13 protein-coding genes are annotated in these 14971 nt (G+C 65.9%); 11 read left to right on the top strand and 2 right to left on the bottom strand.

Going from position 1 to position 14971, the window contains the following annotated elements; all coding sequences use genetic code 11:
- Positions 1-10 precede the first annotated feature (10 nt).
- Positions 11-508: a type VI secretion system lipoprotein TssJ gene (tssJ, locus tag B4L76_RS16665; RefSeq protein ID WP_296234012.1), complete on the bottom strand. Its 498-nt coding sequence runs from the start codon at positions 506-508 to the stop codon at positions 11-13.
- 39 nt (positions 509-547) lie between these two features.
- On the bottom strand, positions 548-1933 hold the full coding sequence (tagH, locus tag B4L76_RS16660; RefSeq protein ID WP_296234010.1) for a type VI secretion system-associated FHA domain protein TagH: 1386 nt from the start codon (positions 1931-1933) through the stop codon (positions 548-550).
- Between the two features lie 395 nt (positions 1934-2328).
- On the opposite strand from tagH, the gene tssA reads away from it, so the two are divergent.
- The 11 genes from tssA (at position 2329) to B4L76_RS16605 (ending at position 14970) form a co-directional block, all read left to right on the top strand.
- A complete protein-coding gene (gene tssA / locus B4L76_RS16655) occupies positions 2329-3366 on the top strand; it encodes a type VI secretion system protein TssA (protein ID WP_296234009.1) in 1038 nt (345 codons plus the stop codon).
- A 72-nt stretch (positions 3367-3438) separates the two neighbouring features.
- Positions 3439-3954, top strand: coding sequence for a type VI secretion system contractile sheath small subunit (tssB, locus tag B4L76_RS16650; RefSeq protein ID WP_170031684.1), 516 nt, complete (start codon positions 3439-3441; stop codon positions 3952-3954).
- Between the two features lie 11 nt (positions 3955-3965).
- Complete coding sequence (tssC, locus tag B4L76_RS16645; protein WP_170031687.1) at positions 3966-5462, top strand: type VI secretion system contractile sheath large subunit; 1497 nt, start codon at positions 3966-3968, stop codon at positions 5460-5462.
- Between the two features lie 72 nt (positions 5463-5534).
- The gene (locus B4L76_RS16640) at positions 5535-6023 is read left to right on the top strand and encodes an Hcp family type VI secretion system effector (RefSeq protein ID WP_200627376.1); all 489 of its coding nucleotides are present in this window, start codon (positions 5535-5537) and stop codon (positions 6021-6023) included.
- A gap of 71 nt (positions 6024-6094) precedes the next feature.
- Positions 6095-6535, top strand: coding sequence for a type VI secretion system amidase effector protein Tae4 (locus B4L76_RS16635; protein WP_296234005.1), 441 nt, complete (start codon positions 6095-6097; stop codon positions 6533-6535).
- Positions 6532-6972, top strand: a complete 441-nt coding sequence (locus B4L76_RS16630) for a hypothetical protein (protein ID WP_296234003.1) — start codon at positions 6532-6534, stop codon at positions 6970-6972. The genes B4L76_RS16635 and B4L76_RS16630 overlap by 4 nt, the downstream gene beginning before the upstream one ends.
- On the top strand, positions 6966-7481 hold the full coding sequence (tssE, locus tag B4L76_RS16625; RefSeq protein ID WP_170031699.1) for a type VI secretion system baseplate subunit TssE: 516 nt from the start codon (positions 6966-6968) through the stop codon (positions 7479-7481). Before B4L76_RS16630 ends, tssE begins: the two co-directional genes overlap by 7 nt.
- Positions 7478-9340 carry a type VI secretion system baseplate subunit TssF gene (gene tssF / locus B4L76_RS16620; protein WP_296234000.1) on the top strand — a complete coding sequence of 621 codons (1863 nt, stop codon included), beginning with the start codon at positions 7478-7480 and terminating at the stop codon, positions 9338-9340. Before tssE ends, tssF begins: the two co-directional genes overlap by 4 nt.
- On the top strand, positions 9337-10353 hold the full coding sequence (gene tssG / locus B4L76_RS16615; RefSeq protein ID WP_296233998.1) for a type VI secretion system baseplate subunit TssG: 1017 nt from the start codon (positions 9337-9339) through the stop codon (positions 10351-10353). Before tssF ends, tssG begins: the two co-directional genes overlap by 4 nt.
- A complete protein-coding gene (gene tssH, locus B4L76_RS16610; protein WP_296233996.1) occupies positions 10346-13021 on the top strand; it encodes a type VI secretion system ATPase TssH in 2676 nt (891 codons plus the stop codon). Before tssG ends, tssH begins: the two co-directional genes overlap by 8 nt.
- Positions 13022-13032: 11 nt before the next feature.
- Entirely contained in the window at positions 13033-14970 is a 1938-nt protein-coding gene (locus B4L76_RS16605) for a type VI secretion system tip protein VgrG (protein WP_296233994.1), read from the top strand.
- Position 14971 lies beyond the last annotated feature (1 nt).

Below are 14971 nucleotides of genomic sequence, written 5' to 3'. Positions count from 1 at the left end.
CTCCGATTGCCTAGCGGGCAGGTTCAGGTTGGGGGGTGGCCACGGCGCTGCGCACAGCGCGCACATCGAGGCTGATCTGATAGTCGCGCGGCGGCACTGGCAACACGCTGCGCCACTGGGCCTGGTCAATCTCGCGATAGCCGACCACCAGGCCGACCTGGCGAGTGGCGGCATCGAGCGGACGCTCGAGGCGCAATTGCCCGCCCGGTTGCAGCAGCACTTCGTCCTGGTCGATCAGGTCGGCGCCGAGGGTGGCCTGGGCGCGCTCGGCCAATGCGAAGTAATCGGCACGGGCGAAGGCCGCGCTGTTCTTCAGCTCGTACAGGCGCACTCGTACCGGTGCAGGCGCGCCGCCAGGGCCCGGGTTGAGCCCGGCGGCGGCAGTGAAATACAGGGTCACGGCCTGGCTGGCCGGAGCCTTGTCGGCGACGGGGGCAACGGCCTCGTCCTTGCTGCAGGCGCCGAGCAGCATCAGGCTCAGGGCCGCGACCAGTCGTGTTGCTTTCATCCTTGTCCTCATGACGTACGGTGGTCTTCCCGGGCGTGCTCAGCTACGTTGCAAACGGCTGCTGTGGGCCTCGTAGGCGCGGGCGAATTCGCGACCGAACAGCTCCTGGAAATCATCTTCGGCCTCGCGGGAGATTTGCCCGTAAAGCTCGGTGAACTGCTGCCAGCAGTGCGCCTGGCGCGAGCCACCGAACAGCTTGGCCAGCCCGGCCGCAGGTGCCAGGCGCTGCTCCAGGCGCGCCGGCTGGAAACAGTCGAGCAGGTGCTTGATCGCCGCCTGCACCCCCGCCATCACCGCCAGCTGGTGGGCGCGCAGGTCATCGAAGCTCTCGCGCACGGCCTGGTCCGGCGCCAGGAACGCCTGGTTGCCGTGACGCAGCAACAGCAGCAAGGCCTCGTCGGCATTGGGCGCGAATTTCAGCGGGTTGTTCTGCACCGGGGCGATGGTCGTCTGCTGCATGCGAAACTCGCCCTTCAGGCTGCTGCGCGCACGCAATACGTCGAGCAGGCCCTCGACCATCAAGCGGTAGCTGCGACCGATGGCCTCCATTTGTGCGGCGGCATCGCCGGCGTCGATGCGCAGGTGCTCGATACCAGCGCCACGCAGAAATGCCTGCAGCAACGCGTCGCTGGTCGCGGCCGCAACAGGCGCTGGCGCGCCCGCTGCGCTCGCCGTCGGCTGTGCTGGAACTGCCGGTGCAACTGGCACCTGCGGCGCCGTCGGTATCGGTGGCAAGGTCGCTGCTGGCGCTGGCACCACGGCTGGCGCCGGTGCCGGGGTCGAGCCGAGCAGGTCCCAGTCTTCCGGGATCATCCCCGGCGCTGCCGCGGCGGCGGCCGGCGCAGCCGGGATCACCGGGGTTGGCGGGCGGAAGTCGTGCTGCTGGGCAGGTACATGGTCGGGCTGGCTGGCTGGCGGCACGCTCGCGGGGCCGAGGAAGTCGAAAATGTCAGGCAGCGTGTCATGGTTCGACGCGCCTTGCAGAAATGCTGCCGGCGCACCGGAAATCGCCGGGGCGGGGACGACCGGGGCGGCTACCTGATTGGCCATCAGCGCTTCGAAACTGTGCGCCTGGGGCTCGCCATCGAGGGTGCCGGGCAAGCTCGCGTCGATGCGCGCCTGAATCTCGTATTCACCGATGCGGATAACTTCGCCATCCATCAGCGGTTCACTGTTACCGCGACGCAAGCGAATACCGGCGCGAATTAATTCCACACCGTTCGTACTGTCATCGGTTAAATAATAGCGCCCATCCTTGAACTGGATCACGCAATGCCTGGCCGACACCAACCGCTCCGGGTCGGGAAGTACCCAGTCGTTGTCCGCCGAACGGCCAAGCGTGATGGCACCGGTTTCCAGCCGCATCTCCGGGCATTGCCCCGGGGTAATCTTGTGGTAACTGGTTATAGTTAGGCAAAGTGCCATCATGCCTCCTTGCATCCGTTTTAAACGTCGATCCATCCATTTGAGGTATTTTCCGCAGCCACTCAAATATTGCTGCACCCCTTGATTCTCGGGGGCTTCGCGCAAAGCACCGACTATACGACGGGTATGCAACGCCACTGCCGAGGCCAGCCGAAGGGAACCGGACGAGCGGTGCTCGGTTACTGCCAACGAAGTCACAAGTGACACTCGGGGGCGCGTAGCTTACCTTGACACTCGCGAATAAATAAACCATAAATGCGCAACTTCGAAGTGCCAAAACAATATCACTGTGATATCACGCCGGCACTCTTTGGAAAGTTTGTGCGCCAGTTCACACTTGCAACTTCGCACAACAACACGCCCTCACCAAGGGCCGATAGGGAGATCGAATTCTGGTGAACGCATCGCCGTTGCTCGCCGCTGTTTCCGCTGACTTCCCCTGCGGCGATGACCTCGAATATGACGCCGAGTTTCTGCAACTGGAGCGTGACGCCCAGGGCCGCCCCGAGCGCGTCATGGGCGACGCCATCCAGCCCGCCGAACCGCCACAGTGGCGCGATATCGAGCAAGCCAGCACGACCTTGCTGCAACGCAGCAAGGACCTGCGCATCACCCATTTCCTGCTGCAGGCCAACCTGGCCCTGCACGGCCTCCCGGGGCTGGCCGCCAGCCTGGAGCTGATCCGCGACCTTCTCGCCGAGTACTGGCTGTACCTGCACCCGCAACTGGACGCTGCCGACGACAACGACCCCACGGTACGGGTCAATGCCCTGGCCGGCCTCACCTGCGATACCAACATCGCGCTGCTGCGCGATGCCGTGCTGGTGCGTTCGCGCGCTTTCGGCCCGGTCACCCTGCGCGCGGCCCTGCACGCCGCAGGCGTGCAGCATTTCGCCAGCGAACAGCTCAGTGCCGAGGAACTGGCCGCCGCCCTGCGTGACGCCGACGCCGACCAGTTGCAACAGTGCCAGGAGGCGCTGCGGCTGGCCCGCGAGGCGGTGGACGCCATCGAAAGCCGGGTCAACGACCAGGTCGGGTCGGACCGTGGCATCGACCTGTCGGCCCTGCGTCAGCCGCTGCGCCAGGTGCAGCAGGTGCTGGCTGACTACTGCCCCGACGGCGCCGGCCCGCCCGCGCAAACCGTTGACGCGCCACCCGCCGGGCACGATGACCCGCAGCCGGTGATCACCAGTGCCACCCCGACCGCACGGCCCGCTGCCCGCCCTGGCGAAGTCAACAGCCGCGAAGACGTGCAGCAGAGCCTTGACCGCCTGCTGCAGTACTACGCCCGCCACGAGCCATCGAGCCCGCTGCCGGTGCTGCTGCACCGGGCGAAGAAGCTGGTCAATGCCGATTTCGCAACCATTGTTCGCGACCTGATCCCCGATGGCTGGTCGCAATTCGAGAACCTGCGCGGCCCCGAGGACAACTGACGTCCTCGGCCCGCCTCAACACCGACGCCCGCAACGAACAGCGCCGCCGCATCGGCGACCAGGAGGAACAACGTGGCGAAAGACAGCTCCCAGAAATTCATCGCGCGCAACCGTGCGCCACGGGTGCAGATCGAATATGACGTCGAACTCTACGGCGCCGAGAAGAAAGTCCAGTTGCCGTTCGTCATGGGCGTGCTTTCGGACCTGGCCGGCAAGCCGGCCGAGCCGCTGCCCGCAGTGGCCGAGCGCAAGTTCCTGGAAATCGACGTCGACAACTTCGACTCGCGCCTGAAGGCGATGAAGCCCCGCGTGGCTTTCAACGTGCCCAACGAACTGACCGGCGAAGGCAACCTGAGCCTGGATATCACCTTCGAGAGCATGGACGACTTCAGCCCGGCCGCCGTGGCACGCAAGGTCGATGCCCTGAACCAGCTGCTGGAGGCCCGCACCCAGTTGGCCAACCTGCTGACCTACATGGACGGCAAGACCGGTGCCGAGGACATCATCCTCAAGGCGATCAAGGACCCGACCCTGCTGCAGGCCCTGGCCAGCGCGCCGAAACCCGTCGACAACGAGCCCAAGGCCTGAGGAGACAGCCCATGAACGACCCACTGCGCGACGCCCAGGCCCAGCCGGCCGCTGCCACCCAGGACCCGAGCGAATTCGCCAACCTGCTGCTGCAGGAATTCAAGCCCAAGACCGAACGTGCCAAGGAAGCGGTCGAAAGCGCCGTGCGTACCCTGGCCGAGCAGGCCCTGGCGCAGACCAACCTGGTGTCCAACGATGCCATCGGCTCGATCGAGCAGATCATTGCCGCCATCGACGCCAAGCTGACTGCCCAGGTCAACCAGATCATCCATCATAACGACTTCCAGCAACTGGAAAGCGCCTGGCGTGGCCTGCATTACCTGGTCAACAACACCGAAAGCGACGAGCAGCTGAAGATCCGCGTGCTCAACGTGTCGAAGACCGACCTGCACAAGACCTTGAAGAAATTCAAGGGTACCGCCTGGGACCAGAGCCCGATCTTCAAGAAGCTGTACGAGGAAGAATACGGCCAGTTCGGCGGCGAACCCTATGGCTGCCTGGTCGGCGACTACTACTTCGACCAGTCACCGCCCGACGTCGAGCTGCTGGGCGAGATGTCGAAGATCTGCGCCTCGATGCACGCGCCGTTCATTGCCGCCGCCTCGCCGACCGTGATGGGCATGGGCTCGTGGCAGGAACTGAGCAACCCGCGCGACCTGACCAAGATCTTCACCACTCCGGAATACGCTGGCTGGCGCTCGCTGCGTGAGTCCGAAGACTCGCGCTACATCGGCCTGACCATGCCGCGCTTCCTGGCACGTCTGCCGTACGGTGCCAAGACCGACCCGGTCGAAGCGTTCGCCTTCGAAGAAGACACCGATGGCGCCGACAGCAGCAAGTACACCTGGGCCAACGCCGCCTATGCCATGGCCGTGAACATCAACCGCTCGTTCAAGTACTACGGCTGGTGCTCGCGCATTCGTGGCGTGGAGTCGGGTGGCGAGGTGCAGGGCCTGCCGGCGCACACCTTCCCCACCGACGACGGTGGCGTGGACATGAAGTGCCCGACCGAAATCGCCATTTCCGACCGCCGCGAAGCGGAGCTGGCCAAGAATGGCTTCATGCCGCTGCTGCACAAGAAGAACACCGACTTCGCGGCGTTCATCGGCGCCCAGTCGCTGCAGAAGCCGGCCGAGTACGACGACCCGGACGCCACCGCCAACGCCAACCTGGCCGCACGCCTGCCGTACCTGTTCGCCACCTGTCGCTTCGCGCACTACCTGAAGTGCATCGTTCGCGACAAGATCGGCTCGTTCAAGGAAAAGGACGAGATGCAGCGTTGGCTGCAGGACTGGATCCTCAACTACGTCGACGGCGACCCGGCGCACTCCACCGAGACCACCAAGGCCCAGCACCCGCTGGCCGCGGCCGAAGTCGTGGTCGAGGACGTCGAAGGCAACCCGGGTTACTACAACTCGCGCTTCTACCTGCGCCCGCACTACCAGCTCGAAGGGCTGACCGTGTCGCTGCGCCTGGTATCGAAGCTGCCATCGGCCAAAGGGGCCTGACAGCCCTCCGGGGCTGCCTGACAGCCCCAACTGCACCCAACCGCCAACCTGACGCGCAATACCGAGGACATCATGGCTGTAGATATTTTCATCAAGATCGGCGACATCAAGGGCGAGTCCCACGACAAGGGCCACAAGGACGAAATCGACGTGCTCAACTGGAGCTGGGGCATGTCCCAGTCCGGCAACATGCACATGGGTAGCGGTGGCGGTTCGGGCAAGGTCAACATCCAGGACCTGTCGATCACCAAGTACATCGACAAGTCGACCCCCAACCTGATGGCCCACTGCTCCAGCGGCAAGCACATCGACAAGGTCAAGCTGACCGTGCGCAAGGCCGGCGGCGAGAGCCAGGTCGAGTACCTGATCATCAACCTCGAAGAAGTCATCATCAGTTCGCTGAGCACCGGTGGCTCGGGCAGTGACGACCGCCTGACCGAGAACGTGACCCTGAACTTCGCCAAGGTCACCGTCGACTATCAGCCGCAGAAAGCCGACGGCACCAAGGAAGGCGGCCCGATCAAGTACGGCTGGAACATCCGTTCCAACGTCAAGATCTGACCAACCGCGCCTGCGCCGCCTTGGCTGGCGCGGGCGCCTTTTCGTACCCTCACCCGCTCACGGTGAAACCCATGGCCAAGCCTTCTTTCATCAACCTCTGGAACGCCTACCCAACCGACTCCTCGCCTTGCGACGGTGGCTGGGACAACCAGTGCGCCATTCGCATGAGCATCGCGCTCAATGGCGAACATACCATCAAGGTGAATGCCGGCACCTACAGCGACCCCCGCTGTGCCCATGGCCATGCCCGGGGCGCCGAGTCGCTGGCCAACTGGCTGTGGAGGCACCATCTCGGTGCCCCGCTGCAACTGAGTGGTAGCGCGAGCGACCGCCTCAAGCTCAGCGACAAGCGCGGCATCATCTTCTTCAAGGACTGCTTTGCCCGTGCCGGGCAGGCATTCGACAACCGTACCGGCGATCACATCGACCTGTGGGACAGAGGCCGGGTCACGGGCTATTTCGCCGACCAGGCCCATCGTTCCAAGGCCGTCTGGTTCTGGGAGCTGAAATGAACCGTGTGCGCAAAGCCCTGCCGGCCCTGCTGGCCGCGTTCGCCCTGAATGCCTGTGCGCAGGCCCCCGCTCCGTCGTCGAGCATGCCGCCTGAAGTCTCCCTTGGCGGAAAACAGCTGGCGCTGGTGAGCCACCAGGGCCGCTGCGCACTGCGCCAGGCCGACGCTTCGCTGCTGCAACTGGACATGCCCTGGCCCTGCCAGCTCAGCCCCGAGCGCGAGAGCGGCAAGCCTCGCGTGGAGCAGTTCAATGGCGCGCAGATCATCATTGTCAGCCATGTGCAGGCAGACCCGTCGCAACCCGGCCGTTGCGCTAGCCAGTACCAGGCCGTGCGCCAGCTGGGCGAGCGCCTGGAGGCATCCATCGTGGCCCATGGCGGCAGCTGCTCGAACGGCCCTGTAGACCAGAAGAACTTCGTGGGGCTGTTCGAGTGGTAGCCGATATCGCCGCCCGCGACCGTCTGCAGCCCTCGCTGCTGGACCGTCTGACCGACGACGACCCGGGCAACCCGCAGGAGGCCCCGGACAAACGCGTGCTCAGCCTGCACCAGCTCAAGGCTTCGGTCCTGCGCGACCTTGCCTGGTTGCTCAACACCACCTCGCTGCTGGACAGCGCCGCCACCCTGGGCACCCCGGCCGGTGCGTCGGTGATCAACTACGGCCTGCCGGCCCTGGCCGGCAACAGCGCCTCGAACATTGACCTGGCCGCCCTGGAGCGCATCATCCACCAGGCCATCGCCACCTACGAGCCACGTATTCTCGCCCACACCCTCAAGGTGCGTGCCCAGGCCGCCCCCGGCGAGATGAATGCCAACGCCCTGAGTTTCGAGATCGAGGGTGACCTGTGGGCCCAGCCGGCGGCCTTGCCGTTGCTGCTGCAGACCGAGGTGGACCTTGAGTCCGGCCACGTCCGCGTGGCCCCGGCCGAACGCCGGAGGCGTGCATGAACCCGCGCCTGCTGGAGCTGTACAACCAGGAACTGCAGCACATTCGCGAAAGTGCCGCGGAGTTCGCCAAGGAGTACCCAAAGATCGCCGGGCGCCTGACGCTGTCCGGGATCGAGTGTGCCGACCCTTATGTCGAGCGCCTGCTCGAAGGCTTCGCCTACCTTACCGCACGGGTGCAGCTGAAGCTGGACGCCGAGTACCCGACCTTCACCCACAACCTGCTGGAAATCGCCTACCCGCACTACCTGGCGCCGACCCCGTCGATGACCGTGGTACAACTGCAGACCGACCCCGACGAGGGCTCGCTGGCCGCCGGCTTCCGCCTGCCGCGGGACAGCGTGCTGCGCGCCAACCTGGGACGCAACTCGCAAACGCCGTGCGAGTTCCGCAGCACCCAGGACGTTACCCTGTGGCCCTTGCAGGTGGCCCGCGCCGAGTACTTCGGCAACCCCGGCGCGGTGCTCGGGCGCTTGGCCGGCAGCGTGCCACAGGCCCGCGCCGGCCTGCGCCTGACCCTGCGCAGTGGCGCCGAGCTGCCGTTCTGCAGCTTGCCGCTCAGCCATTTGCCGCTGTACCTCAATGGCGCCGACGAGACGCCGTTCCGCCTCTACGAGCAACTGCTGGGCAGCGCCTGCGCAGTGTTCGTGCGCCAACCCGGCGCCGACTGGGTAGAACGCATTCCGCTCGAACAGGCGCTGCGCCCGTGTGGCTTCGACGACCGCGAAGCAGCGTTGCCGGTGGTGCCCCAGGCCTTCCAGGGCTACCGCCTGCTGCAGGAATACTTCGCCCTGCCGCAGCGGTTTTTGTTCGTCGATTTCACCGGGCTGGAGCGGGCGGTCCAGCGCTGCACCGGGCAGACCCTGGAAGTGCTGGTGTTGTTCGAGCGTTTCGAGCAAAGCCTGGAGAGCAGCGTCGGTGCCGGCCAGTTCGTGCCGTTCTGCACCCCGGCGATCAACCTGTTCCCACGGCGCGTCGACCGCCTGCACCTGACCGATCGGGTGCATGAACACCACGTGATCGCCGACCGTACCCGGCCCACCGATTTCGAGATCCATTCGCTGCAGCGGGTTACCGGCCACGGTACCGGCCCGGACCAGGAATTCCTGCCGTTCTACGCCGTGCGCGACCCGTCGCGCTATGGCCGTGACCAGGCCTACTACATCGTGCGTCGCGAGCCGCGAGTGTTGTCCAGCGACCAGCGCCGCAACGGCACGCGCTCCAGCTACATGGGTAGCGAGACGTTCATCAGCCTGGTCGACGGCCAGCAGGCGCCCTACCGCCACGACCTGCGCCAGCTGGGTATCAGCGCCCTGTGCAGCAACCGTGACCTGCCCCTGTTCATGAACGTTGGCGACGGGCGCAGCGACTTCAGCCTGGCCGACAGCGCACCGGTCGCTGGTGTGCGTTGCCTGGCCGGTCCCAGCCGGCCCAAGGCCAGCCACGCCCATGACAACCGTGCCTGGCGCCTGATCAGCCAGTTGTCGCTGAACTACCTGTCGCTGGCCGAGCATGGCCAGGGCGCCGCCGCCCTGCGCGAATTGCTGCGCCTGTACGGCGACCCGCAGGACAGCGCGCTGAACCTGCAGATCGACGGCCTGCGCGAGGTCAGCAGCAAACCCTGCACCCGACGCCTGCCGATGCCCGGACCGATCGTTTTCGGGCGTGGCCTGGAGATTACCCTGACCTTCGACGAAAACGCCTTCCGCGGCACCGGCGTGTTCCTGCTCGGCGCGGTGTTCGAACGGTTCCTGACCCGCTATGTGTCGATCAACAGCTTCACCGAAACGGTACTGCGCACCAGTGAACGTGGCGAGATCATGCGCTGGGCGGCCAAACCGGGGCGCAGGCCGACCTTATGAATACCTTGCAGGCCATGCAGGACGAGCCGTGGGCGTACGACTTCTTCCAGGCGCTGCGCCGCCTCGAGGCGCAGTACCCCGAGCTGCCACGCTTTGGCCATTCGCTGCGCCTGGCCGACGAGCCGGTGCGCCTGGGCCAACGCCTGGACTGCGGGTTCGCCCCGGCGACCTTGGCTTCGGTCAGCGCCGACGGCGAGCAGCCGGCGCGCCTGGAGCAGTTCTTCTTCGGCCTCGGTGGCCCCAACGGGCCGTTGCCGCTGCACCTCACCGAATACATGCGCGAGCGCCAGCGCAACCATGCCGACGCGACCAGCAAGGCGTTCCTCGATGTCTTCCACCACCGCCTGCTGAGCCTTTTCTACCGCGCCTGGGCCGAAGCACGCCCGACGGTCAGCCACGATCGCCCGGGCGACGACTACTGGGCCGCGCGCCTGGCCGCGCTCAGCGGCCGTGGCCAGCCGGAACTGCAGGGCCAGGGCGCGTTGGCCGACACCGCCAAACTGCACTGGTCCGGCCACCTGAGCGCGCAAACCCGCTACCCGGACGGCCTGTGCAGCATCCTGGCCGGGTATTTCGGCGTGCCGGTGAGCCTGGAAGAATATGTCGGCCAATGGCTTGAACTGCCCGAACGCAGCCAACTCGGCGTACGCGCCAACCGCCTGGGCGTGGACCTGTGCCTGGGCCGCTACGTCTGGGACCGCCAGCACAAGTTCCGGCTGTGCCTCGGCCCGCTCAGCCTCGACCAGTACCACGCCCTGCTGCCCGGCGGGCGGGCGTTCGTCGAACTGGCGGCATGGGTCGCCGAATACCTGGGCCAGGAACTGGACTGGGATCTCAACCTGATCCTCGCGCAGGACCAGGTACCTGCGTTGCAACTCAATGCCGGCCAACGCCTGGGTTTCGATACCTGGCTCGGCCACCCTCCGCACGATGCACGCGACCTGAAGCTGGCCCGCTATTATGCCGACCAGCCGGCCGCCGCCCACCACACAAGGAACCAGGACCATGGGTGAAATCAGCCGCGCCGCGCTGTTCGGCAAACTCAACAGCATCGCCTACAAGGCCATCGAGGCCGCCACGGTGTTCTGCAAGCTGCGGGGCAATCCCTATGTCGAACTGGTGCACTGGTTGCACCAGTTGCTGCAACTGCAGGACAGCGACCTGCACCGCATCGTGCGCCAGTTCGATGTCGAGCCGGCGCGCCTGGCGCGCGACCTGACCGACGCTCTGGACCGGCTGCCACGCGGTTCGACCTCGATCACCGACCTGTCCTCGCAGGTGGAAGAGGCGGTCGAACGTGGTTGGGTATACGGCAGCCTGATGTTCGGTGAAAGCCAGGTGCGCAGCGGCTACCTGCTGGTCGGCATCCTCAAGACAGCAAGCCTGCGCCATGCCTTGCTGGGGCTGTCGGGCGAGTTCGCCAAGCTCAAGGTCGAGGCGTTGAGCGAGCGCTTCAGCGAATACGTCGGCGACTCGCCGGAGAACCATCTGGGCGCCACCGACGGCTTCAGTGCTGCGCAGCCTGGCGAGGCCAGCGGCGCCGTGGCGCCGGCAGCGATGGGCAAGCAGGAAGCGCTCAAGCGCTTTACCGTCGACCTGACCGAACAGGCCCGCAGCGGCAAGCTCGACCCGATCGTCGGCCGTGACGAGGAGATCCGCCAACTGGTCGATATCCTCATGCGCCGCCGGCAGAACAACCCGATCCTCACCGGTGAGGCCGGTGTCGGCAAGACCGCCGTGGTCGAAGGCTTCGCCTTGCGTATCGTCGCTGGCGACGTGCCGCCGGCACTCAAGGATGTCGAGCTGCGCAGCCTGGACGTCGGCCTGCTGCAGGCCGGCGCCAGCATGAAAGGCGAGTTCGAACAGCGCCTGCGCCAGGTGATCGAGGATGTGCAGGCCTCGCCCAAACCGATCATCCTGTTCATCGATGAAGCCCATACCCTGGTCGGTGCCGGTGGCGCCGCCGGCACCGGCGATGCGGCCAACCTGCTCAAGCCGGCACTTGCCCGTGGCAGCCTGCGCACGGTAGCGGCAACCACCTGGGCCGAGTACAAGAAGCACATCGAGAAAGACCCGGCCCTGACCCGCCGCTTCCAGGTTGTGCAGGTGGACGAGCCGAGCGAAGCCAAGGCCCTGCTGATGATGCGTGGGGTGGCCTCGACCATGGAACAGCACCATCAGGTGCAGATCCTCGACGAAGCCCTCGAGGCCGCGGTCAAGCTGTCGCATCGTTACATCCCGGCGCGCCAGCTGCCGGACAAGTCGGTGAGCCTGCTCGATACCGCCTGCGCACGCGTGGCCATCAGCCTGCACGCGGTGCCGGCCGAGGTCGACGACAGCCGCCGACGCATCGAGGCGCTGGAAGTCGAACAAGCGATCATCGCCCGTGAAGCCGCCATTGGCGTGCCCACCGGGCAGCGCCAGGCCCAGGCCGACAGCCTGCTGGCCGAGGAGCGCCAGCGCCTGGCCGCCCTGGAAAGCCGCTGGGCCGAGGAAAAGGCCCTGGTCGACCAGCTGCTGGCCACCCGCGCCCAACTGCGCGAGCAAGCCGGGGTGGTCGACCAGGACGCTGCCGTGCCAGGCAACCCTGAGCTGCGCGAAACGCTTGCCGACCTGCAGCAGCGCCTGAGCGCCCTGCAAGGCGAGAACCCGCTGATACTGCCGACCGTGGACTACCAGGCAGTCGCCTCGGTGGTAGCCGACTGGACCGGGATTCCGGTGGGGCGCATGGCGCGCAACGAGATCGAGACCGTGCTCAACCTCGACAGCCTGCTGGCCAAGCGCATCATCGGCCAGGACCATGCGCTGAGCATGATCGCCAAGCGCATCCAGACCTCCCGCGCCGGCCTCGACAACCCGAACAAACCAATAGGCGTGTTCATGCTCGCCGGTACCTCCGGGGTGGGCAAGACCGAAACCGCGCTGGCCCTGGCCGAGGCGTTGTACGGCGGTGAGCAGAACCTGATCACCATCAACATGAGCGAGTTCCAGGAGGCCCACACCGTCTCGACCCTCAAGGGCGCCCCACCCGGCTACATCGGTTACGGCGAAGGCGGCGTGCTGACCGAGGCCGTGCGTCGCCGGCCGTACAGCGTGGTGCTGCTGGACGAGGTGGAAAAGGCCCACCCGGACGTGCACGAGATCTTCTTCCAGGTGTTCGACAAGGGCGTGATGGAGGATGGCGAAGGCCGCCAGATCGACTTCCGCAACACCCTGATCCTGCTCACCACCAACGCCGGCACTGAGCTGATCGCGCGCACCTGCAGCGACCCGCAGGCCCTGCCCGACCCGGAGGCGGTGGCCAGCCAGCTACGCCAGCCGCTGCTGGAGATCTTCCCGCCGGCGCTGCTCGGGCGCCTGGTGACCATTCCCTACTACCCGCTCAGCGACGCCATGCTCAAGGCCATTACCCGCCTGCAGCTGGAGCGCATTCGCAAGCGCGTGGAAGGCACGCACAAGGTCGGCTTTGCCTACGACGACGAGGTGGTGGAGCTGATCGTCTCGCGCTGTAGCGAAACCGAAAGCGGTGGCCGCATGATCGACGCCATCCTCACCAACGGCCTGCTGCCGGACATGAGCCGCGAATTCCTCACCCGCATGCTCGAAGGCAAGCCGCTGGCCAGTGTGCGCATCAGCCGCCGCGACAATGACCTGCACTATGACTTCGGCGCAGCCGACTGACAGGACCGACCATGCTGTTCACGCAGTTCACGCGCCTGGCGCAGATCAACAGCCCGTTGGGGCCGGACAAGCTGATCCTGGCCGAAATGGGCGGCAGCGACGAGCTCGGCCGCCTGTTCGACTATGAGCTGCAGCTGACCAGCGACGACCCGGCCATCGACCTCAACGCCCTGCTGGGCAAGCCGATGAGCCTCAGCGTGCAGCTGAGCCTCGGCACGTCACGTTACTTCCACGGCATCGTCGCCCGCTGCAGCCAGTCGGTGGACCGGGGCCAGTTCGCCAGCTACCGGGTCACCCTGCGCCCGTGGCTGTGGCTGCTGACCCGCACCAGCGACTGCCGCATCTTCCAGCACCTGAGCGCGCCGCAGATCATCAAGCAGGTGTTCCGCGACCTGGGCTTTTCCGACTTCGAGGATGCCCTCAGCCGTAGCTACCGCGAACGCGAATACTGCGTGCAGTACCGCGAGACCAGCTTCGACTTCGTCAGCCGGCTGATGGAAGAGGAAGGCATCTACTACTTCTTCCGCCATGAAGCGCAGCGCCACGTGCTGGTGCTGGCCGATGCCTATGGCGCGCACCCGCAGATGCCTGGCTACGAAAGCGTGCCCTACTACCCGCCGGACGGGCAGCATCGCGAGCGTGACCACATCAACGACTGGCACCTGGCCCAGGAAGTGCAGCCAGGGTCGCTGGAGCTCAACGACTACGACTTCCAGCGCCCCAGCGCGCGCATCGACGTGCGCTCGGCCATGCCGCGCCCGCACCAGGCCGGTGATTACCCGTTGTACGACTACCCCGGCGCCTACCAGCAAAGCCAGGACGGCGAGCACTACGCGCGCACGCGCCTGGAGTCGCTGCAGAGCCTGCACGAGCGGGTCGAGCTGCGCGGCAATGCCCGCGGCCTGGGCAGCGGCCACCTGTTCAGCCTCAGCGGTTTCACCCGCCAGGACCAGAACCGCGAATACCTGATCGTCGGCGCACGCTACTACGTGCATCAGGAGCGCCTGGAAAGCGGTACCGGCAGCGGCGCCGCGCAGTTCGAGAGCAACCTCAGCTGCATCGACGCCCAGCAGAGTTTCCGCCCGCAGGGCAGTACCGTGCGGCCGATCGTCAAGGGCCCCCAGACCGCCGTGGTGGTCGGCCCCGCCGGCGAGGAGATCTGGACCGACCAGTATGGCCGGGTCAAGGTGCACTTCCACTGGGACCGCCACGACCAGTCCAACGAGAACAGCTCGTGCTGGATCCGCGTATCGCAGGCCTGGGCCGGCAAGAACTGGGGCTCGATGCAGATCCCGCGCATTGGCCAGGAAGTGATCGTCAGCTTCCTCGAAGGCGACCCCGACCGGCCGATCATCACTGGCCGCGTGTACAACGCCGAACAGAGTGTGCCCTACGACCTGCCTGCCAATGCCACGCAAAGCGGCATGAAGAGCCGCTCGAGCAAGGGTGGCAGCCCGGCCAACTTCAATGAAATCCGCATGGAGGACAAGAAAGGCGCCGAGCAGTTGTACATCCATGCCGAGCGCAACATGGACACCGTGGTCGAGCAGTCCGAGACACTGGCCGTCGGCATCAACCGCACCCAGACGGTGGGCATGCTGGAAACCATCACCATCGGCCAGGACCGCATCCGCGCCGTGCGCCGCGACGACATGTTGCTGGTCGGTGCCAGCAAGACCGACAGCGTCAGCACCAGCTACCTGATCGAGGTCGGGGAAAACCTGCGGCTGGTCTGTGGCAAGAGCGTGATCGAGCTCAACGCCAGCGGCCAGATCAACATCAGCTGCGAGCAGTTCAGCTTCCATGCCAGGCAGAACGGCGAGATCAATACCGACGGCACCCTCGACCTGAACGTCGGCAGCGGTGCGCAGACAGCACCCGACAACCAGGGTGTGAAAAAGACCATCGACGACTCGGTGAAGGCGATCTTCTCCGGCTCCGACCAGTAAC

This window comes from Pseudomonas sp. UBA4617 (genome assembly GCF_002386445.1).
Classification (GTDB): Bacteria; Pseudomonadota; Gammaproteobacteria; order Pseudomonadales; family Pseudomonadaceae; genus Aquipseudomonas.
The sequence above is the reverse complement of the archived record's forward strand: the minus strand, read 5'-3'. Positions and strand labels throughout refer to the sequence as shown.